Genomic DNA, 19614 nt, shown 5'->3' with positions numbered 1-19614 from the left:
CTCGAGCTACAGCTTGATTTCGAAGTTGATCTCGGGGACGGCGGCAAGGTCTGCCAGGGTCACGCCGTCGACGTACTTTTCGATCACATCGTCCAGGCCGCGCCAGAACTTAACGGTGGAGCACAGATCACTGCGGGTGCAGCTGTTGTCAATGCCATCGCACGCCACCGGGGCCGTGCTGCCCTCGACGGCACGCAGGATGTCGCCGGCACGCACCTCGGCCGGGTCCTTGGCCATCATGTAGCCGCCGCCCTTGCCGCGCACGCTCTTGAGCAGGCCCGCCTTCATAAGCGGACGAACCAGCTGCTCCAGATACTTTTGCGAGATATGCTCGCGGTCGGCAACCTCGCGCAGGGCAATCTTGCCTTCGGCATCGCCCAACGCCGCGATATAGATCATCAGTCGGAGGGCATAGCGGCCCTTGGAAGAAATGAGCATACCTACCCTTCCATAACGCTGGGGACAAGCACTACCGATGAATTTGTCCCACAATCTGAAAAGTCGAGTGGATTAGTCGGGTTTTCCCTTGACTAACGCCGAACCCATAGTAACTTTATTCCGAGAAGATTCCTAGGGTTTCGTACACCTATGAGTACACCATATAAAGAGAGGAAGAGCATGAGCGCAAATCCACTGCTTTCCATCGAGGGCCTCACCGCCTCTGTGGACGAGAAGACCATCCTCCACAACGTCAACCTCAACGTCGCCGCCGGCGAGACCCACGTGCTGATGGGACCCAACGGCGCCGGCAAGTCCACCCTCGGCCACCTGGTCATGGGCGACCCCGTCTATACCGTCAACGACGGCCGCATCGTCTTTGACGGCCAGGACATCACCGAGCTCACCACCGACAAGCGCTCGCGCGCCGGCCTGTTCCTGAGCTTCCAGGCCCCGGTCGAGATCCCGGGCGTGCCGCTGTCGAGCTTTTTGCGCGCCAGCATCGCCGGCCGCCCCGGCCTGGAGATGAAGGGCAAGGAGTTCCGCCGTCGCGTCAAGGAGCTCGCGGCCGAGCTCAACATGGATACCGCCTACCTCAACCGCGAGCTGGGCGTGGGCTTCTCGGGCGGCGAGAAAAAGAAGGTCGAGATGCTCCAGCTTCTGCTGTTGCAGCCCAAGCTCGCCATCCTCGACGAAACCGACTCCGGCCTGGACGTCGATGCCCTGTCCACCGTCAGCCACGGCATGGACGCCTACCGCAAGAGCTGCGATGGCTCCATGCTCATCATTACGCATAACACGCGCATCCTGGAGCACTTGGATGTCGACCGCGTCCACGTTATGGTCAAGGGCCACATCGTGCGCGAGGACGACGCATCGCTGATCCCCTGGATCGACAAGAACGGCTTTGAGACCTTCGAACGCGAGGCCGCCGAGCAGCGTGCCCGGGCCGAGGCCGCCGCTGCCGAGCAGCAGGCGTAAAGGGGCGACGCAATGACCAAGAACCGCACCGAGGTCGCGGACATCGACCGCAGCCTCTACGACTTCACCTATGGCGAGGAGGGATTCGAGCGCCTCGACGCCGGCATCACGCCCGACATCGTGCGTGAAATCAGCGCCAAGAAGGACGAGCCGCAGTGGATGCTCGACCTGCGCCTCAAGTCCCTCGAGATCTTTAACCGCTTCCCGGATCCGACGTGGGGTCCCTCCATCGAGGGTCTGGACATGGACAACATCGTCACCTACGTCAAGCCCAACACTGACCAAAAGCACGACTGGGAGTCGGTGCCCGACGACATCAAAAACACCTTTGAGCGCCTGGGCATCCCCGAGGCCGAGCGTAGCTACCTGGCGGGTGTCGGCGCGCAGTACGACTCCGAGCTCGTCTACCACAACATGCAGGACACCGCGTCCAAGATGGGCATCGTCTACTCCGGCATCGAGGAGGCCCTGCACGACCCGCAGTGGGAGCCGCTCATTCACGAGAAGTTTATGACGCTTATCCCGCCCACCGATCACAAGTTTGCGGCCCTGCACGGCGCCGTGTGGTCGGGCGGCTCGTTTGTCTACGTGCCCAAGGGCACCAAGCTCGACTTCCCGCTGCAGAGCTACTTCCGCCTCAACGCCAAGGGCGCCGGCCAGTTTGAGCACACGCTCATCATCGTCGAGGACGACGCCGACCTGCACTTTATCGAGGGCTGCTCCGCACCCAAGTACAACGTGGCCAACCTCCACGCCGGCGCTGTGGAGCTCTTTGTGGGCAAGCGCGCGCACCTGCGCTACTCGACCATCGAAAACTGGTCCAAGAACATGTACAACCTCAACACCAAGCGTGCACGCGTGGACGAGGACGGCGACATCGAGTGGATCAGTGGCTCCTTCGGCAGCCACGTGGGTTACCTCTACCCTATGAGCGTGCTCAACGGCCGCCGCGCCCGCTCGAGCTTTACCGGCATCACCTTTGCCGGTGCCGGCCAGAACCTCGACACCGGCTGCAAAGTCGTGCTCAACGCGCCCGAGACCTCGGCAACCGTCGAGACCAAGGGCATCTCCAAGAGCGGCGGCATCCAGACCTTCCGTAGCTCCATCGTGGCCACGCCCAAGGCCGAGGGCTCCAAGGCAACCGTGAGCTGTCAGTCGCTCATGCTCGACGACCAGAGCCGCTCCGATACCATCCCCGCCATGGACATCCGCGCCAAGAATGTCGACATCGGCCACGAGGCCACTATCGGCCGCATCGGCGACGACAAGGTGTTCTACCTGATGAGCCGCGGTATCTCGGAGGAAGAGGCCCGCACCATGATTGTCAACGGCTTTGCCAACCCGGTCTCCAAGGAGCTGCCGCTTGAGTACGCCGTCGAGATGAACAACCTGATCAAGCTCGAGATGGAAGGAGCGATCGGATAATGAAAGAGACCATGAACACGCCGAACGCATTTACGTCATCCGAGCTTCTGCAGTGCGACGTATCGGGAGCGACGAGCCCGACGACGCGTACTAAAGGTACGCGAGGAGGGTCGGAGCCCCGAGACGGCGTGCTGCAGGAGATCGGGGGCGTCAATGCGATGCCGGCCGCCACATGGGGCTGGCTCAAGATGAACCAGACCAAGCTCGAGCTTTCGAACGAACTTGCCGCCGCTCCCGCCGAGGCCGTCGAGGTCGAGGGTCTGGACGAGCAGTTTGCCGGCTCGGCCGACGCCTTCGACGCCGCCATGGACGCCATGGCCGAGCGCTTCCCCGAGCGCCGCGTCTCCGCCCCCGGCGATGCCGCCGATCGCGCCCGCATCACACCAGAAACCGAGCTCGACGTGCCCGCCACCTCCGTCTACCAGGCCGGCGCCATCAAACTCGAGGAGGAGCTCTCCCCCGCCGAGGCCTTCGAGACCGGCATGGGCGAGGCTGCCTACGCCTACCTGGCCGACCACGCCACCAAGCGCGTCGTCATCGATGTGCCCGCATACAAGCACGCCACGGTTACCGTGCGCGTGAATGGCGTCGACGCAGCGGCTGCGATTGCCGCCATCGATGTCGTCGCCCATCCGCAGGCAACGCTCGACCTGCAGATCGCCCTGGACTCCCCCGTTGCCGGCGAGGGCGTCGTGGGTTCCGTGCTGCGCGTGTGCACCCACGAGTACGCCACCGTAAACGTGACCTGCACGCAGACGCTCGACGACAGCTGGATCGCGCTCGACGACACCGGCCTGTTCCTAGACGAGGGCGCGCGCGTCAACGTGCAGCACACTGTCCTGGGTGCCGGCGCCAGCGCTACCGGCCTTGCCGGCGACCTGCTGGGCGACACCGCCAAGGTGACGATCGATACCGACTACCTGGGCGCCCGCGAGCAGGTGCGCGACTTTAACTACGAGCTGCGCCACCGCGGCCGCAAGACCGAGTGCGAGATCGACGCCAACGGCGTGCTGACCGGTACGTCCAAGAAGGTCTACCGCGGCACCATCGACCTCGTGCACGGCTGCAAGGGCGCAACCGGCACCGAGCGCGAGACCGTACTGCTGGCCAACAAGGGCGTCGACAACAAGACCGTCCCCGTCATCCTATGCGACGAGGACGACGTCGCCGGCAACCACGGCGCCACCATCGGCCACGTCCGCGACGAGCAGCTGTTCTACCTCGCCTGTCGCGGCCTTGACCAAAATGCCGCCGAGGACCTGTTCGTCCGCGCCAAGCTGGAGGACGCCGCGCTTTCCGCCACCGATGAGCGCACCCGCGCCGCCGTCGCCCGTCTGGGCAACAACCTGATCGATAACTTTGAAGAGGAGCTCGCATGATCGATACCGAGCACGTTAAATGCGATACCTGTACCGCACCGGAGCCTATGGAGCTCGACGCCAGCGACGAGGCCTCGCGCGGCTGGCCTACCGTCGACATCGAGACCAACCCCTACAAGGCGCAGTTCCCGCTGTTCCAGCAGCATCCCGAGATCGCCTTCCTCGATAGCGCTGCCACCGCGCAGCGCCCCACCTGCGTGCTCGACGCCGAGCGCGACTTCTACCAGCGCATGAACGCCAACCCCCTGCGCGGCCTGTACTCGCTGTCCGTCGAGGCCACCGATGCCATCGCCAAGGTCCGCCAGCAGATCGCCGACCTCATCGGCGCCGCTCAGGCCAACGAAGTCGTCTTCACCCGCAACACCAGCGAGTCACTCAACCTGGTCGCCAAGAGCTTTGCGCCCACGGTGCTGGAGCCCGGCGACGAGGTCGTCATCACCATCATGGAGCACCACTCCAACCTGATTCCGTGGCAGCAGGTCTGCCGCGAAACCGGCGCCAAGCTTGTCTACCTCTACCCCACCAAGACCGGCCAACTCACCACCGAGGAGGTTCTGGCCAAGGTGGGTCCCAAGACCAAGATTTTGGCCGTGGGTCAGGTCTCCAACGTGCTAGGCGTCGAGAACCCGGTCAAGAACCTCGGCAAGCTCGTGCACAAGTACGGCGGCTATCTGGTCGTCGACGGCGCGCAGTCGCTGCCGCACATGCCGGTCAACGTGGCCGATCTGGGCGCCGACTTCTTTGCCTTTAGCGCACACAAGGCCATGGGCCCCATGGGTATCGGCGTGCTGTGGGGCAAGATGGACCTGCTTAACGCCATGCCGCCCATGCTCACCGGCGGCGAGATGATCGATTCGGTCACCGAGCAGGACGCCGTTTGGGCACCCGTCCCCGAGAAGTTCGAGGCCGGCACGCAGGACGCCGCCGGCATCTTCGCCACGGGGGCAGCGCTTGATTACCTGGTCAACACGGTGGGCTACGAAAACATCCAGGCACGCGAGCAGGCACTTGTCCACTACCTGATGGGCGAGCTCATGCAGCTCGACTTTGTCCAGATCATCGGATCCATCTATTGGGACAACCATCACGGCGTCGTGAGCTTTAACGTCAAGGGCATCCACCCGCACGATGTCGCGAGCATCATGGACATGGACGGCGTTTGCATCCGCGCCGGTCACCACTGCGCACAGCCGCTGCTTACCTGGCTGGGCGTCGAGAACCTTGCCTGCTGCCGCGCCAGCGTGGCCTTCTACAACGACAAGGCCGACATCGACAAGTTCATCGCCGGCCTGCATCACGTTTGGAGCACGTTCAATGGGTAATCTGTACACCTCCACCACGTTTATGGAGCACAACTCGCACCCCGACTATAAGTACGATATGGACGCTCCCACGCACGAGCACGACGGCATCAACCCCAGCTGCGGCGACGAGCTCACCTTGCAGCTGCGCGTCGAGAACGGCGTGATCGAGGAGGCCTCGTTTACCGGTCACGGCTGCGCCATCAGCCAGGCCAGCGCCGACATCATGGCCGACCTCATCACCGGCGAGACGGTTGAGGAGGCACGCCGCCTGGCCGGGCTCTTCCTGGCCATGATCCGCGGCGAGCAGCTCTCCGAGGAAGACCTGGAAGACCTGGAAGAAGCTGCCCAGCTTCAGGACATCTCGCACATGCCCGCCCGCGTCAAGTGCGCCGAGCTCGCCTGGCGTACCCTCGACGGTATGCTCGAGGGGCAAGCTAACCAATAGCGGAAGTCCCGAATCCAAGGATTTTGATTGCCGGGCCGCCCGATACGGGCGGCCCGTTTGTCATTTACTGCGCCGCCAGCCGCAAACACGGATGTTTTCCACCGTACCAAAGGCTTGCGACAGGGCCACAGGCACGCCAGGCAATGTCCCAAGCCTCGTCTTGCTGGGCTCCGGCTCGCCTCGCGCCTGCCGCGGACGGGTCCCATAGGGTGAGGCGTGCATTTTTGCGAGTATTCAGCACGCCAAGTCGTGTGTATACGCATCGGAAACGTTAATCAACATCTCCGGTCGCCTTTATATTGCGTTTTAGAACAGGTATCGCGGCCTCAGGGGGCGCAAACATGAGCTTCGGGGGCACATCGGCAGGTATAAATAGCTTCGGGGCCCGTATGTTGCAAAATTGCAGCGGTGCCGACAGCACCACGATGCAGAAAACTCCGCTTTTTGCACGGCGCAGACGGGGGTAGGTACGGGCAAAACCGAGCGGAGCCATATTTTTATGCATGACGGCAATCGTTCTATGCAAATCAAGAAGCGCAGTTACCGTACCGAGCTTTTAGAACAATGGTTGTGGCGTATGGGCGACCCCAGCCGCGGTGCACAGGCGGCCCTACACCACGTTTCCGCCAGCCCGCATCGCCGTTCGCGCACGGACGCGCACAATACGAGAAACGGTGCTTTTGCCAATCCCCGTATACCGCTCAATCTGGCGCACCGTAAACCCGGCATCGTGCAATCCGAGAATAACGATATTGCGCTGCGCCGGCGGTGCAGCTTTAACCCCGTGGAGCGGAACCCCGAGTCCCTTCGCCAATTTATCGGCAAAGGCGTGTCGCTCCCACTCCGCCTCTTTCATATCGCACGGCGCTGGCTCGCTGTCGTTGGGCGTCGAAAGCGAATGGGCAATAAAGCCCTCGGCAGAACCAAAAAGCTCAAGAACGCAAGAAGGATAGGAAAATCCCCTCGTCATATCGTTGTCATAGGCCCGTAGATACTCGGCAAAGCTGCTCCACGGATAGCGCTCAATCAGAGCAATACCCGCCTCCTGCGGACCAGCGTGTACAGAGCGAATAGCCTCCATCACCTGCCAGTCGGTATCGAGCGAACGGCGCTCAAAACGCTCACGAAACAAGCAGCCCGCGCGCCCAGTGCGCTTATTAAACCGACGAGCATACGTCAACAGCAGCCGCTGCATGGCCGCGCTCATTTCGTCCTCGTAATCCAATAGCACCAGATCCACGTGGTCGCCCATGAGACACCACGCCACAATCGTCACCCGGGTATCGCGGCAGCACTCACGCATCAGTTCCAGGAACTCCCAGCGATCTGCATCGTTCTCAAAGATCAGTTGCTTGCCTGTACCGCGGGCACAGACATGATAAAAGCCGGTAACCGTTCTCCAAACGCGCTGCATGACGCTCCCTTCGCCGGGATCTGCTTGCCATCCAATACAGCACGATTGAAGCGCGCCATCAAAACATTCACGCAAAACAATACACTCGCGCGGCCAAAGGCAGTATACAGGCGGCGAACGGCATCATAGCTACAGGTCAGACAACGCGACATAGTCAAAAGTTTGAACAGAACCGACCCCCTTCAGCGAACCGCATAGTCGCAAACAGCTTTGTTAAATCGCTTCAATTGAAAGTTCCGCGCTTCTCGCTACGAAAACTGAGCCGTTCGCCGAATATTCCGTGCATTTCGCGGTATTATAGGGGCTGCATGTCATGTCCCTTTCGAAGGGTCGCCCGGCAATCGCCAGCCACGACCCCCAGACGGGACGCCAACACGATAGAGAGGAGAGGCATGCAGTACTCACAGGAAGTGGAGAACATGTGCCCCGTTGCCAAGGGTGCATACCACGGCCCCGCGCCCATCCCCGAGGAGGGCAAGTGGGTCCAGGCTAAGGAGATTTCCGACATCTCCGGTCTTACGCACGGTGTGGGTTGGTGCGCACCTCAGCAGGGCGCCTGCAAGCTCACGCTGAACGTCAAGGACGGCATCATCGAGGAGGCCCTCGTTGAGACCATCGGCTGCTCGGGCATGACCCACTCTGCCGCCATGGCTTCCGAGATCCTTCCCGGCAAGACCATCCTCGAGGCCCTCAACACCGACCTCGTCTGCGACGCCATCAACGTTGCTATGCGCGAGATCTTCCTGCAGATCGTTTACGGCCGTAGCCAGACCGCGTTCTCCGAGGGCGGCCTGCCCGTGGGCGCCTCCCTCGACGACCTCGGCAAGGGCCTTCGCTCTCAGGTCGGCACCATGTTCGGCACCAAGGCCAAGGGCGCTCGTTACCTCGAGCTCGCTCAGGGCTACGTCACCCGCATGGCTCTCAACGACAAGAACGAGATCATCGCGTTCGAGTTCCTGAACCTCGGCAAGTTCACCGACGCCGTCAAGGCCGGCAAGACCCCCGAGGAGGCCATCGCTGGCGCTATGGGCCACTATGGTCAGTGGGAGAACGCTGCCAAGTACATCGACCCGCGCACCGACGAGGAGACTCACTCCGTCGCCAGCGTGTTCCCGGTTCACGAGTAGAAAGGGAGGGAAATAACTATGACTGTTACGTTCGAAGGTTACGAGCGCCGCGCTGACAAGATCAACAAGTGCCTCGCCGACAACGGCATCGCCTCCCTCGAGGAAGCTCTGCGGATCTGCACCGACAAGGGCTTCAACCCGCGTGAGATCGTCAACAACACCCAGTCCATCGCCTTCCAGAACGCTGAGTGGGCCTACACCCTCGGCTGTGCTCTCGCTGTCAAGCGTGGCGCCAAGTCCGCTTCTGAGGCTGCTGCCATCATCGGCGAGGGCATCCAGGCCTTCACCGTTCCCGGCTCCGTCGCCGAGGACCGCAAGGTCGGTCTGGGCCACGGTAACCTGGGCGCTATGTTGCTCTCCGATGACACCGAGTGCTTCGCCTTCCTGGCCGGCCACGAGTCCTTCGCTGCCGCCGAGGGCGCTATCGGCCTGGCTCTGAACGCCAACAAGGCTCGCAAGAAGCCGCTGCGCGTTATCCTCAACGGTCTGGGCAAGGACGCCGCTCAGATCATCGCCCGCATCAACGGCTTCACCTACGTGAAGACCCAGTTCGACTACTTCACGGGCGAGCTCAAGGTCGTCGAGACCATCCCCTACTCCGATGGTCCCCGCGCTGCCGTTAACTGCTACGGCGCCGACGACGTCCGCGAGGGCGTTGCCATCATGTGGCACGAGAACGTCGACATCTCGATCACCGGCAACTCCACCAACCCCACGCGCTTCCAGCACCCCGTCGCTGGCACCTACAAGAAGGAGCGCCTCGAGGCTGGCAAGAAGTACTTCTCCGTCGCTTCTGGTGGCGGCACTGGCCGTACCCTGCACCCGGACAACATGGGCGCCGGCCCTGCCTCTTACGGCATGACCGACACCATGGGCCGTATGCACTCCGACGCCCAGTTCGCCGGTTCTTCCTCCGTGCCTGCGCACGTCGACATGATGGGTCTCATCGGCATGGGCAACAACCCCATGGTCGGTGCCACCGTCGCCTGCGCTGTCGCCGTCGAGGAGGCCCTCAAGGCCTAATCGCGCCCACGCGATGCTCATATAGTTGAGCTTTGGAGCCGCTACCTTTCGAGGTGGCGGCTCTTTTTGTTTGCGCTGTCGCAGGGCAGCTAATGCCGATATATCAGTTGAGGCGAAATACGAGATGTGATGAGCTGGAGCGTCAGAACGCCCATGACGCCCACGCGCCATATTTGCCCTTTACCGATTTATCCAATCTTTGCGACACCTTTGCCGATCACCCATGCGACAATGCGCCGGACGAGAAAGGAATCCGATGAAATCGACTGATGTACTGGTAATTGGATCTGGCCTTGCGGGCCTTTGCGCCGCCATAGAAGCAGCACGCGCGGGCGTAACCGTCGCTGTGGCAAGCGTCGGCAAGACCATGAGCGGATCGAGCTTCTTCCCGGGAACCTGGGGTCTCGGCCTTATTGGACCCGTCGACGAAGACGACGAACAGGACCTCATCGACACTATCCAGGCCGTGGGCGGCGGCGTTGCCGACCCTACGCTCGTCCAGACGTTTGTCCACGGTATTCCCCAGGCCATCCAATGGCTCGAGCAGAATCTAGGTGTTAAGCTCCAGCGTCCGCAAAGTGCCGAGAGCGCCCAGCAGAAGCAGTTTATCCCCTGCTTTGACCATAAGACGCGTATGTGGCGCGGCCTCACCCGCAAGCCGCTTGAAGACGCGTGTACGGCACAGATCGAGTTGCTCGGAATTCGCCTACTCCCCCGCCACGAGCTTATCGACCTTGTTGAGGATGCGAACGGAAAGATTGTCGGCGCAGTGCTCTATGACCGTGCAAACGAGCATCTCGTGCCTATGGCAGCCAAGGCCACTATCATCGCCGCCGGAGGCACGGGCGGACTGTTCGAGCGCAGCCTCACTTCGGCAGACGTGCTCAGCTCCTCGCAGGCCATCGCACTGGCACACGGCGCAACGCTCACTAATTTAGAGTTCATGCAGATGATGCCGGGCTTCATCGAGCCCAAGCGCAACCTTGTCTTTAACGAGAAGACCTGGCGCTACGTACATGTAGACCAGCCGGTCGATATCGCCGACGACAAGCTGGACGATCTGCTTGAGCAACGCTCCGGATATGGCCCCTTCACGTCACGCTTGGCCTCCCGCGCTATCGATCTCGTCATCGATCAAGCAGGCGCCGAAGGCCTCGCGCTCCACTACGACTTCCCCCGCGAGGACGTCCCTGAGTTTGTGCAGACCTTTGCCACCTGGCTACAAGACGAGCACGGCATCGCGCCGACCGCCGAGATGCGCGTGGCGATGTATGCCCACGCCGCTAATGGCGGTATCAAAATCGACAAGACAGCCTTCACGGGCGTCGAAGGCCTCTATGCCTGCGGCGAGGCGACAGGCGGCATGCACGGCGCCGATCGCATTGGTGGCCTGTCAAGTGCCAACGGCATCGTGTTTGGGCGCATCGCGGGCGCATCGGCAGCCCAGGCAGCACAGAATACACCTGAGGAGACCCCGAAGGCGGATATCGTCCTCCCCCAGTACGGCATTGCCACAACAGACGCCGAACGCCTGACCCGCAGCCTTAAGCACACGATGAGCATCCATTGCATGATCAACCGCACCGAGACGGGCCTATCCGAGGCACTACACGAGCTTGAGGGCTTGAAGACGGAGGCAACGACCTTGAGCACACGGATAGCCCAGGACAGCGAAATCGCTGCCCTCGTCCGCCTGCAATCGCAGATTCAACTAGCACAGAAAATGGTCAAAGCTATGCGCGCACGGACTGTAAGCCAAGGATCGCACTATCGAGCAGACTAAATCGATTCTCACTTTGAGTTTGATCACAATTTCTCAACATGCATCGAGCCCCGTAAGCAGGATTCCCGCAAGGAGAACACGATTACGGGGCTTTAAGCGTTTTTCCCTAAGGGAATCACGGTGTAGATTACTCAAATCCGCGCCCTTTCGGATTCGGCCCCAAGCGAGGTCAACAAAAAAGCGACCAGCCGAAGCCAGTCGCTTTAACATGCTTTGGTGGGCCGTCAGGGGGTCAGCCTGCTGCGCAGGCGGCCGCTGCGGCGCTTCGCGCCTTGCGCGCTGCGCTGGCAAATGCTTACGCATTTCCTCAGCTCCGCGCCCTTTCGGGTTCGACCCCATTTGAGGTCAACAAAAAAGCGACCAGCCGAAGCCAGTCGCTTAAACATACTTTGGGTGGGCCGTCAGGGGGTCGAACCCTGGACCTTGGGATTAAGAGTCCCCTGCTCTACCAACTGAGCTAACGACCCAAAGCTAAAGCCCGTTGTGACGGACTTTAGAGGAGATATCGTGTGGTGGGCCGTCAGGGGTTCGAACCCTGGACCTTGGGATTAAGAGTCCCCTGCTCTACCAACTGAGCTAACGACCCGATATCAACACGAAGCAAGAACTGGGGTGGGTAAAGGGACTCGAACCCTCGACCTACGGGACCACAACCCGTCGCTCTAGCCAACTGAGCTACACCCACCGTGTCCTGTGCGCTTCGCGCTCGACTATTATTGCAAGGAACGCCACGCGATGCAAGCCCCAATTTTCAAGAATTTTGAAAAGAGTTTTTCGGATCCATTTCGAGCATTTCCCACCGGTTTCATAGGAGTAAACTTGCCCCACCCCGATGTTCGAAAGGACAAGCATGAAAGAACTCTCCAATCGCACGGCAACGTTTACCGATTCGGTCATCCGCCGCATGACGCGCATCTCCAATAAGTACGGCGCCGTCAACCTCTCGCAGGGCTTCCCCGACTTTGATCCCCCGGCGCAGCTGCTCAAGAGCCTGAGCACCATCGCCGCCGACCCCAAGCCGCTCTACCACCAGTACTCCATCACCTGGGGCTCCCAGGCCATGCGTGAGGCGCTTGCCACCAAGCAGGAGCACTTTATGGGCATGCCGATCAACCCCAACGAGAACATCGTGGTCACTTGCGGTTCCACCGAGGCTATGATGGCCGCCATGATGACGGTCACAAACCCCGGCGACAAGGTCGTCATCTTCTCGCCGTTCTACGAGAACTACGGCGCCGACACCATCCTCTCGGGTGCCGAGCCCATCTATGTGCCGCTCAACCCGCCCACATTCGACTTTGACCGTGAGGTACTCGAGGCTGCCTTCCGCGACAACGACCCCAAGGCCATCGTCCTGTGCAATCCTTCCAACCCCTGCGGCAAGGTCTTCACGCGCGAGGAGCTCACCTTTATCGCCGACCTGTGCAAAAAGTACGACGCGTACTGCATCACCGACGAGGTATACGAGCACATCGTCTACGCGCCCCACGAGCACGTCTATATGGCCACCTTGCCTGGCATGTTCGAACGCACTATCAGCTGCAGCTCGCTGTCCAAGACCTACTCCATCACCGGTTGGCGTCTGGGTTACACCATCGCCCCGGCCGAGATTACCGAGCGCATCAAGAAGGTCCACGACTTCCTCACGGTGGGCGCCGCCGCTCCTCTGCAGGAGGCCGTCGTCACCGCCCTCAACTTCGACGATAGCTATTACCAGGAGGTCCTCGACCTCTACACCGCCAAGCGCGACCTGTTCTGTCAGGGACTCGACAACATCGGTCTTGAGCATAACGTGCCGCAGGGCGCCTACTACGTGATGATGGACATCTCTGAGTTTGGCTATGACAGCGACCTCGACTTCTGCGAGGATCTCGCCTCCAAGGTTGGCGTGGGCGCCGTGCCGGGCTCAAGCTTCTTCCGCGAGCCCGTCAACCATCTGATTCGTTTCCACTTCGCCAAGCGAGACGAAACGCTTAACTCGGCGCTGGAGAACCTCAAGTCGCTACGTGATAAAATCAAGCCGCGCGGGTAAGGACGGCCCGGCAACTAAAGCAACCAAAGGAGCCCCGCACCGCCCACCGCGTTGCAGGGCTCCTTTTTATAGCGCTTTCTTAAATGGTTTAGAGCTCTATACTTTAGTCACGGAGCAACTCGTCCCAGAGAGAGGAATACTATGGCAGAGCAGCAGCTTATCGGAGCACTCGAGGCCGGCGGCACCAAGATGGTCTGCGCCACGGGCTATGCGGACGGTACGGTCCTGGAGCGCGAGCAGATCGCGACCACGGCCCCGCAGGAGACCGTCGAGGCCGTCAACGCATGGTTTGCAGACAAGGGCATCGCCGCCTTGGGCATCGGCGCCTTTGGCCCCACCGCGGTCAACCCTGCCTCGCCCCAGTACGGCAAGATCTTGGAGACGCCCAAGACCGCATGGCGTTACTTTGACCTACTGGGCACCATCCAAAACGAGCTCAAGGTCCCCTGCGGCTACGATACCGACGTCAACGTCGCCTGCTTGGGCGAGGTCACCTTTGGTTGCGCTCAGGGCCTCACCGACGTTGTCTACCTGACCATCGGCACCGGCGTGGGCGCCGGCGTGCTCTCGGGCGGTCAGCTCGTGCATGGCATGATGCATCCCGAGGCCGGCCACATCCTGGTCACGCGCGACCCGCGCGACACCATTGGCGAGCACAGCGCCTGCCCCTTCCACGATAACTGCCTCGAGGGCCTCATCGCCGGTCCCGGCGTTAAAAAGCGCTGGGATGGCAAGAGCGCCGGAGACATGGCCGATGACCCGGAGGCCATGGACCTGCTCGCAGGCTATCTGGCACAGGCGCTCATGACCTACACGCTGTGCTATGCCCCGCAAAAGATCATCATCGGCGGCGGCGTTGCCGACCACACCCCCATCGTGCCGCTCGCCCGCAAAAAGTGCGCAGAGATGCTCAACGGCTACATCGTCACGCACGAGGTCAACGATATCGACACCTACATTGTCAACAATAGCCTCGAGGGCAAGCAGGGCATCATGGGTTGCCTGGCCCTGGGTGCCGCCGCGCTTCAGCAGTAGGCGCGCCAAAGGGGCGCCGCAACGTCCAGCAATCCCATCCGACGGGATAACGCCGCCACGCCCCGTATAAGCCCCCAAACAAAGAAAGGCCGCCTAGGACCAAACAATGTGTCCTAGGCGGCCTTTTTGGCACATATGAGCGATCGTAGAAGATATCGAAGCACAACGCCCGTCATCGCTCCGCAGCAGTCGATCATCACGTCGGTGATCATACCGGCGCGACCGGGCACAAAGAGCTGAATCGTCTCGTCAATCGAGGGGATTAGCAGTAGGAAAACCGCCGTGGGAAGCAGCACGTCAAAGGTGCGACGGCCCTCGATATCGAAAGCGTGCGTCGCCAGAATGCCGAGCACCATGTACTCGGTAAAATGCGCGCACTTGCGAACGACGAAGTTAGTCACCCATTCATACGGAAGCCCCATGCCGTGCAGAAAGCCGCGAACGGCCTCCATAATCGACAAGCTCAATGAACCGGACCCCGTGCCGGGAACCATCGAATTGCCCCAGATGAGCAGCACCATCAGGCAGGTCGCGACCGCCCATTTTCGATCGAGTTTAAGCATGCAGAAGTTATGCCTCCGCACAGAGCGGCTCAAAGCTGGCGGTGCCGCCCTCGATAACGCTCAGATAGGCACGGCCCGTGCGCCTCACCGCTGCAGACTGCAGGCGGTCGATCTCCTCCTCGAGAATCTGGTTGACGCGCTCGTGACGACGGTTCTCCATGATGCCAGCAGCGATGGCCTCGGCACGCTCGATACCTTCGCGCGAGATGCGGGCGGTATCCTCAGGGAACACGGCACTGTGGCGACCAACGTAAGCGGGGGCAGCGGGCTGAGGAGCAGGCGTAAACACCGGAGCGGCAACGGGAGCAGGCTCGACGACCTCGTTCAAAATTACGGCAGCGGCGGCCCACATGCCCTCGTGACCCGAGTAATCGGCCATGGGGACGTCTTCCTCGGAAGTCGCATCGACAGGCTCGTCAACTGCGACGGACTGGGACGCGGAGGCCGGGGCATCGACCGGGGCAGCGACCACATACGGCATGTCGTTCGAGATGACCGGCTCGTCAAGGTCATCGAGATCGATAGCCACGGCAGAGGCGTCGCTGATGATCGGCATGTTGGCAAGGTTCGCGTTGTACGGCACCGCCTCCGCGGCCTGCTGCTGTGCAGGAGCGCCCCACAGCGAGCTTTCGGCAGCACGGCGGGCGGCAATAGTCTCCTCGTCGACGGCCAGCGGCTCGTCGGCGTAGGGGTCAACGGCGGTGACGACAGCCGGAGTCACGGGCACGGCAGTGTCATACGTAACAGATTGAGCCGTGGCAGCGTTGTTGGCGGCGTTAGCCACGAGTGCCACAAAGGCGGCCGTGCTGCCCGCAGGGGCGGCATGAGAGCCCGAGACGGCGCGCGCAGCGGCAGCGATGTCATCGCGATTATAGGAGCCGGTCTTACCGCCGTAGGTAAGCTCGTCGATGGCGACCTGGTACACATCGCGTGAGCGCGCAGGATCGCAGCTGACCGGCGAATCGTCGTCGAGCATGCTATCGATCATGGACCAGGCGTCGGCCTCGCTCATGGCGTCTGCGGCGCGAGCGATGGTGGGGACGCCATCGTCGGCACGACGGCGCTGGAATGCACCGGTCAGGCCGGAGAAAACCGAAGAGGGCTGCGCGGCGTTTGCCTGAACGGCAGGAGCCACAGTAGCAACGCCCTGAGGGGCAGCCCACTGCTGTTGGGCGGGCATCGAGGCGGTCTGGAACTCATTTTGATGCTGGTTGACGTTCGCAGCGCCACCCATGGCGTCGGGCTGGAACAGGCGCTCGGCATGCTGCGCGCGATATTCAGAAATGCCGAGCGAGGCGGCATAGATACCTACGCCCGCCACCGCACCCACGGCAAAGGGAACAGCGCCCGCGACGACCGTCTCGTTCACCGACGAAAACGGCAGCGTGGCAGCATACATCACCACGGGAGCGGCAAGGCCGATTCCGCAGGAAAGTCCAGCAAGGACTGCTCGTTGTGTTGCATCAGAAGAAGCCATGAGCTCTCCCCATCTTCCAGCACCCAAATCGCATCATTCAGTTGGCTGCGCGAGAGAAGATGAAGCGGGGCTATGCCCCAAAGCAACGGTATATGGTTCGTTTCATCTGCGTTTTCCGTCGCGAAGCTTAACAGCTATTATGCGAAACCCCCTTGGGGATTGCAAGCGACGAAGCGGGATTGAAACGGGAAAATCGCTGCTTGCCGGTCGTGAGGTCAATAATCGTTGGCGAGTGGCTATACGAAAAGGGCCAGGATCTAAACCCCGGCCCTTCTGGCATGTCTATGGTTGTTGTCGCGTGCAGCGGACGGCCTAGAACGTCTGCTCGTAATCGCTGTGCTTTTTTGCCGAACGCACCAGGAACTCCTGGTTGGTATTGGTGCCCTTGAGGCCCTTGATAAACGACGCGGCCGCGCGCTCGGTATTGTTCATACCGGCGAGGATACGGCGCAGGCCAAAGACAAACGGACGCATCTGCTCGTCGACCAGCAGATCCTCGTTGCGCGTGCCCGAGGCAACGGGATCGATGGCCGGGAAGATACGGCGGTCGGCCAGGTCGCGGTCGAGCTTGAGCTCCATGTTGCCGGTACCCTTGAACTCCTCAAAGATGACCTCGTCCATCTTGGAGCCGGTATCGATGAGGGCGGAGGCCAGGATGGTGAGCGAGCCGCCGTTCTCGATATTGCGGGCAGCGCCCAAGAAACGCTTGGGCGGATACAGGGCCGCCGAATCGACGCCGCCCGACAGGATACGGCCCGAGGCGGGAGCGGCCAGGTTGTAGGCGCGTGCAAGGCGCGTGATGGAGTCGAGTACCACCACGACGTCGCCACCCAGCTCCACGATGCGTTTGGCACGCTCGATCACGAGCTCCGCAACGCGAGTATGGTTGTCGGCGGGCATATCGAAGGTCGAGGCCACGACCTCACCCTTGATGGAGCGCTGCATATCGGTGACCTCTTCGGGACGCTCGTCGACGAGCAGGCAGATGAGGTGAACCTCGGGATTGTTGATCGAGATAGACTGGCAGATCTTCTTGAGGATCGTGGTCTTGCCGGCTTTTGGCGGCGACACGATCAGGCCGCGCTGGCCCTTGCCGATCGGCGACACGATATCGATGGCGCGACCGGTGATGGAATCCTTGCCGTGCTCCATGCGCAGCGGCTCGTTGGGATAGACCGGGGTAAGGTCGCCGAACTTGGGGCGGTTGCGGATCTGCTCGGGATCCATGCCGTTAACGGTCGTGATCTTGGCGAGGCCGGCGCGCTTGTCGCCGCCGCGCGAGGGGCGCAGCGAGCCCTCGATGACATCGCCCGTGCGCAGGCGTGCGGAGCGAATGAGATATGCGGGAACAAAGGCGTCATCGCTGGACTTCATGTAGCCGTGGGCATGAATGATGCCGAAGCTATCCGGGCGAATCTGCAGAATGCCCTTGATGTCGCGGAAGCCCTCGGCCTTCGCGGCGGTGGTGTAGATTTCTTCGACGAGCTCGGCCTTCTTCTTGCCGGTCGTCTCGATCTCGAACTCCTTGGCCTTTTCACGCAGCTCGGCGACCTTCATGGCCGCGAGTTCCTCACGCGAAAGCGTGGGCTCAGTCGGGGCGGCGTTGCGCTCCTTATTACGCTGCTTGCGATCGCGCTGACGATTGCGGCGGTCGTTGTTGCGCTCGTCGTTACGCTTGTGCTGACGTCGGTTAGGGCGGGCGCTCTCGTCGGTCTCGGCGGTCGTGGCGCCCTCGGCCGCCGGAGTTGCGGCGTCGGTGTCGGCCGGGACTTTATTATCGGCCTTGGTATCGGCATCGGCATTGGGCTCGGCATCGGCTTGCTGCTCGACGGCCTTAGCCTTTGCAGACTTCTTGCGTGTACGCTTGGGCTTCTCGGCCGCCGGCTGACCGGCGTTCTCGGCATCGGGAGCGGAGTCGACGGTTGCCTCGGCGACCTCGTTGCCCGAGTCCTCGGACGTGTCCTTTTTCGAACCCTTGGCCTTGGACGAGCGCTTAGCGGCCGTGCGACGGCTGCGACCGGGACGAACATCGGCGGGTTCGCCCTCTGCGGGTGCTCCGACCTCGGTGGCAGCGGTTCCCTGGGCAGGAGTGTCGGCGACGGGCGCGGGCGTGGCGGTCATCGCGGCATCCTGAGCTGCGGCTGCCGCGGCGGCGGCAGCCTTCTCGGCCTCGACGAAGGCCTTGGGCTTGCGGCCGCGACGGTGCGGGCGAAGAGCGGGATCGACAACGGGAACCTCGTTGGCCTCGGCAGGTGTTGCAGACTCAGAGGGCTGCTCACCCTCCCCTACCACAGAACGAGCCGGAGCTTCACCGGACTCTTGAGCCGCCTGCTCAGCATCCTGCTGAGACTTGGCCGCACGACGACGCGTGCGCGGAGCCGGCTTCTCGGTCGGCTGCCCCGCGACAGGGGCCTCGGTGGCCGCAGACGCCTCGGAGACGACCGGCGCTGCAAGCTCGGTCAGTGCCGCGGCCTCGCGCTCGGCAGCACGGCGACGGGCACGCACAACCTGAGCCTCGCTGATCTGCGCCAGCGCGCGGGCCTGTGCAACCTCATCGGAAATCGGCGCGGAGGAATCGGCAACGGTGCGCTTGGTTCGCGTCGCGCGCATGGCGCGACGCTTGGGCTTGTCGGCCTCCTCGCCGTCAGCGGCGGGCTTAGGCGCACGGCGCGTGCGCTTGGGCTTTACGGGCGCGGCATCCTCTTCGGCGGCAGGGGCAACTCCCTCGCCAGCGGCAGGCGCGACCTTCTCAGCCGATGCGGGCGCAGGCGTCGAAGCGGCCTTGGAGGCCTCAGGAGCCGAAGCCTGCACCGGCGCAGGCATCACGACCTGGTCCAACGCAGCCGGTGCAGCGGGAGCGGCCGTCGTCGTTATTTCGTTTTCTTGCTGTTGATCAGACACAGTGTTTGCTCAACTTTCTTTTCAAGCCCTGTGATCACATGCTCCCTGCATAAACCTTCAGGGCGGCTAAACAGTCTAGCTCCGTCAAATACCGACGGACATCATTGATCTGTATCGAGATGATTGCGTCATATACGCAGCGTTAGTGTAACACAACCGCAACCACCTGCAACTTAGTCATTGGACGTTCTTAAACGCCCAGTCATCAGGCCTTGATTATCAACTTCAACCGAACACCTCCCACATTCATCCGCACATGTGCGGATGAATGTGGGAACCCGATACCC

15 protein-coding genes and 3 tRNA genes are annotated in these 19614 nt (G+C 61.8%); 10 read left to right on the top strand and 8 right to left on the bottom strand.

The features are described from left to right. Positions 1–6: 6 nt before the first annotated feature. Positions 7–438, bottom strand: coding sequence for an RrF2 family transcriptional regulator (locus tag AB5Z20_RS08210; RefSeq protein WP_368156905.1), 432 nt, complete (start codon positions 436–438; stop codon positions 7–9). Positions 439–618: 180 nt separating this feature from the next. Between AB5Z20_RS08210 and sufC the strand changes: the two genes are divergently transcribed. From sufC to sufU, 5 genes are read left to right on the top strand one after another with little or no spacing between them, the layout of a single operon-like run. After that, positions 619–1419, top strand: coding sequence for a Fe-S cluster assembly ATPase SufC (sufC, locus tag AB5Z20_RS08205; protein ID WP_368156904.1), 801 nt, complete (start codon positions 619–621; stop codon positions 1417–1419). A 12-nt stretch (positions 1420–1431) separates the two neighbouring features. Continuing rightward, entirely contained in the window at positions 1432–2844 is a 1413-nt protein-coding gene (gene sufB / locus AB5Z20_RS08200) for a Fe-S cluster assembly protein SufB (RefSeq protein ID WP_022094821.1), read from the top strand. Continuing rightward, positions 2844–4223, top strand: a complete 1380-nt coding sequence (locus AB5Z20_RS08195; protein ID WP_368156903.1) for a SufD family Fe-S cluster assembly protein — start codon at positions 2844–2846, stop codon at positions 4221–4223. Before sufB ends, AB5Z20_RS08195 begins: the two co-directional genes overlap by 1 nt. Beyond that, positions 4220–5545, top strand: a complete 1326-nt coding sequence (locus AB5Z20_RS08190) for an aminotransferase class V-fold PLP-dependent enzyme (RefSeq protein ID WP_368156902.1) — start codon at positions 4220–4222, stop codon at positions 5543–5545. Before AB5Z20_RS08195 ends, AB5Z20_RS08190 begins: the two co-directional genes overlap by 4 nt. After that, complete coding sequence (gene sufU, locus AB5Z20_RS08185; protein ID WP_368156901.1) at positions 5538–5972, top strand: Fe-S cluster assembly sulfur transfer protein SufU; 435 nt, start codon at positions 5538–5540, stop codon at positions 5970–5972. Before AB5Z20_RS08190 ends, sufU begins: the two co-directional genes overlap by 8 nt. A 610-nt stretch (positions 5973–6582) precedes the next feature. Here sufU and AB5Z20_RS08180 read toward each other — a convergent pair. Further along, positions 6583–7386: a transposase gene (locus AB5Z20_RS08180; RefSeq protein ID WP_368156900.1), complete on the bottom strand. Its 804-nt coding sequence runs from the start codon at positions 7384–7386 to the stop codon at positions 6583–6585. Positions 7387–7778: 392 nt separating this feature from the next. Here AB5Z20_RS08180 and AB5Z20_RS08175 point away from each other — a divergent pair, with 392 nt between their 5' ends. The 3 genes from AB5Z20_RS08175 (at position 7779) to AB5Z20_RS08165 (ending at position 11319) form a co-directional block, all read left to right on the top strand. After that, entirely contained in the window at positions 7779–8513 is a 735-nt protein-coding gene (locus AB5Z20_RS08175; protein ID WP_006235554.1) for an iron-sulfur cluster assembly scaffold protein, read from the top strand. 18 nt (positions 8514–8531) lie between these two features. After that, positions 8532–9536: a GGGtGRT protein gene (locus AB5Z20_RS08170; RefSeq protein ID WP_368156899.1), complete on the top strand. Its 1005-nt coding sequence runs from the start codon at positions 8532–8534 to the stop codon at positions 9534–9536. Between the two features lie 256 nt (positions 9537–9792). Continuing rightward, a complete protein-coding gene (locus tag AB5Z20_RS08165; protein WP_368156898.1) occupies positions 9793–11319 on the top strand; it encodes an FAD-binding protein in 1527 nt (508 codons plus the stop codon). A gap of 394 nt (positions 11320–11713) precedes the next feature. On the opposite strand, the gene AB5Z20_RS08160 is transcribed toward AB5Z20_RS08165, so the two are convergent. From AB5Z20_RS08160 to AB5Z20_RS08150, 3 genes are all read right to left on the bottom strand, one after another. Then, positions 11714–11786, bottom strand: a tRNA-Lys gene (locus tag AB5Z20_RS08160). Positions 11787–11829: 43 nt separating this feature from the next. Continuing rightward, positions 11830–11905, bottom strand: a tRNA-Lys gene (locus AB5Z20_RS08155). 22 nt (positions 11906–11927) lie between these two features. After that, positions 11928–12004 (bottom strand) — tRNA-His (locus tag AB5Z20_RS08150). Positions 12005–12169: 165 nt separating this feature from the next. Between AB5Z20_RS08150 and AB5Z20_RS08145 the strand changes: the two genes are divergently transcribed. Continuing rightward, on the top strand, positions 12170–13351 hold the full coding sequence (locus tag AB5Z20_RS08145) for a pyridoxal phosphate-dependent aminotransferase (RefSeq protein ID WP_368156897.1): 1182 nt from the start codon (positions 12170–12172) through the stop codon (positions 13349–13351). 141 nt (positions 13352–13492) lie between these two features. Beyond that, the gene (locus tag AB5Z20_RS08140; RefSeq protein WP_368156896.1) at positions 13493–14386 is read left to right on the top strand and encodes an ROK family protein; all 894 of its coding nucleotides are present in this window, start codon (positions 13493–13495) and stop codon (positions 14384–14386) included. Between the two features lie 113 nt (positions 14387–14499). On the opposite strand, the gene AB5Z20_RS08135 is transcribed toward AB5Z20_RS08140, so the two are convergent. The 3 genes from AB5Z20_RS08135 to rho all read right to left on the bottom strand — a co-directional run bounded on the left by AB5Z20_RS08135 (position 14500) and on the right by rho (position 19327). Next, positions 14500–14949, bottom strand: a complete 450-nt coding sequence (locus AB5Z20_RS08135) for a VanZ family protein (RefSeq protein WP_343007679.1) — start codon at positions 14947–14949, stop codon at positions 14500–14502. Positions 14950–14956: 7 nt separating this feature from the next. After that, positions 14957–16426, bottom strand: a complete 1470-nt coding sequence (locus tag AB5Z20_RS08130) for a hypothetical protein (protein ID WP_368156895.1) — start codon at positions 16424–16426, stop codon at positions 14957–14959. 312 nt (positions 16427–16738) lie between these two features. After that, positions 16739–19327, bottom strand: a complete 2589-nt coding sequence (gene rho, locus AB5Z20_RS08125) for a transcription termination factor Rho (protein ID WP_438861070.1) — start codon at positions 19325–19327, stop codon at positions 16739–16741. Positions 19328–19614: the final 287 nt, after the last annotated feature.

This window comes from Collinsella aerofaciens, from assembly GCF_040910245.1.
Classification (GTDB): Bacteria; Actinomycetota; Coriobacteriia; order Coriobacteriales; family Coriobacteriaceae; genus Collinsella.
The sequence above is the reverse complement of the archived record's forward strand: the minus strand, read 5'-3'. Positions and strand labels throughout refer to the sequence as shown.

Excerpts from the sequence above, each read along its gene's own strand:
- AB5Z20_RS08210 (WP_368156905.1), bottom strand. The coding sequence starts at position 438 with ATGCTCATTTCTTCCAAGGGCCGCTATGCCCTCCGACTGATGATCTAT.
- sufC (WP_368156904.1), top strand. The coding sequence starts at position 619 with ATGAGCGCAAATCCACTGCTTTCCATCGAGGGCCTCACCGCCTCTGTG.
- sufB (WP_022094821.1), top strand. The coding sequence starts at position 1,432 with ATGACCAAGAACCGCACCGAGGTCGCGGACATCGACCGCAGCCTCTAC.
- AB5Z20_RS08195 (WP_368156903.1), top strand. The coding sequence starts at position 2,844 with ATGAAAGAGACCATGAACACGCCGAACGCATTTACGTCATCCGAGCTT.
- AB5Z20_RS08190 (WP_368156902.1), top strand. The coding sequence starts at position 4,220 with ATGATCGATACCGAGCACGTTAAATGCGATACCTGTACCGCACCGGAG.
- sufU (WP_368156901.1), top strand. The coding sequence starts at position 5,538 with ATGGGTAATCTGTACACCTCCACCACGTTTATGGAGCACAACTCGCAC.
- AB5Z20_RS08180 (WP_368156900.1), bottom strand. The coding sequence starts at position 7,386 with ATGCAGCGCGTTTGGAGAACGGTTACCGGCTTTTATCATGTCTGTGCC.
- AB5Z20_RS08175 (WP_006235554.1), top strand. The coding sequence starts at position 7,779 with ATGCAGTACTCACAGGAAGTGGAGAACATGTGCCCCGTTGCCAAGGGT.
- AB5Z20_RS08170 (WP_368156899.1), top strand. The coding sequence starts at position 8,532 with ATGACTGTTACGTTCGAAGGTTACGAGCGCCGCGCTGACAAGATCAAC.
- AB5Z20_RS08165 (WP_368156898.1), top strand. The coding sequence starts at position 9,793 with ATGAAATCGACTGATGTACTGGTAATTGGATCTGGCCTTGCGGGCCTT.
- AB5Z20_RS08145 (WP_368156897.1), top strand. The coding sequence starts at position 12,170 with ATGAAAGAACTCTCCAATCGCACGGCAACGTTTACCGATTCGGTCATC.
- AB5Z20_RS08140 (WP_368156896.1), top strand. The coding sequence starts at position 13,493 with ATGGCAGAGCAGCAGCTTATCGGAGCACTCGAGGCCGGCGGCACCAAG.
- AB5Z20_RS08135 (WP_343007679.1), bottom strand. The coding sequence starts at position 14,949 with ATGCTTAAACTCGATCGAAAATGGGCGGTCGCGACCTGCCTGATGGTG.
- AB5Z20_RS08130 (WP_368156895.1), bottom strand. The coding sequence starts at position 16,426 with ATGGCTTCTTCTGATGCAACACAACGAGCAGTCCTTGCTGGACTTTCC.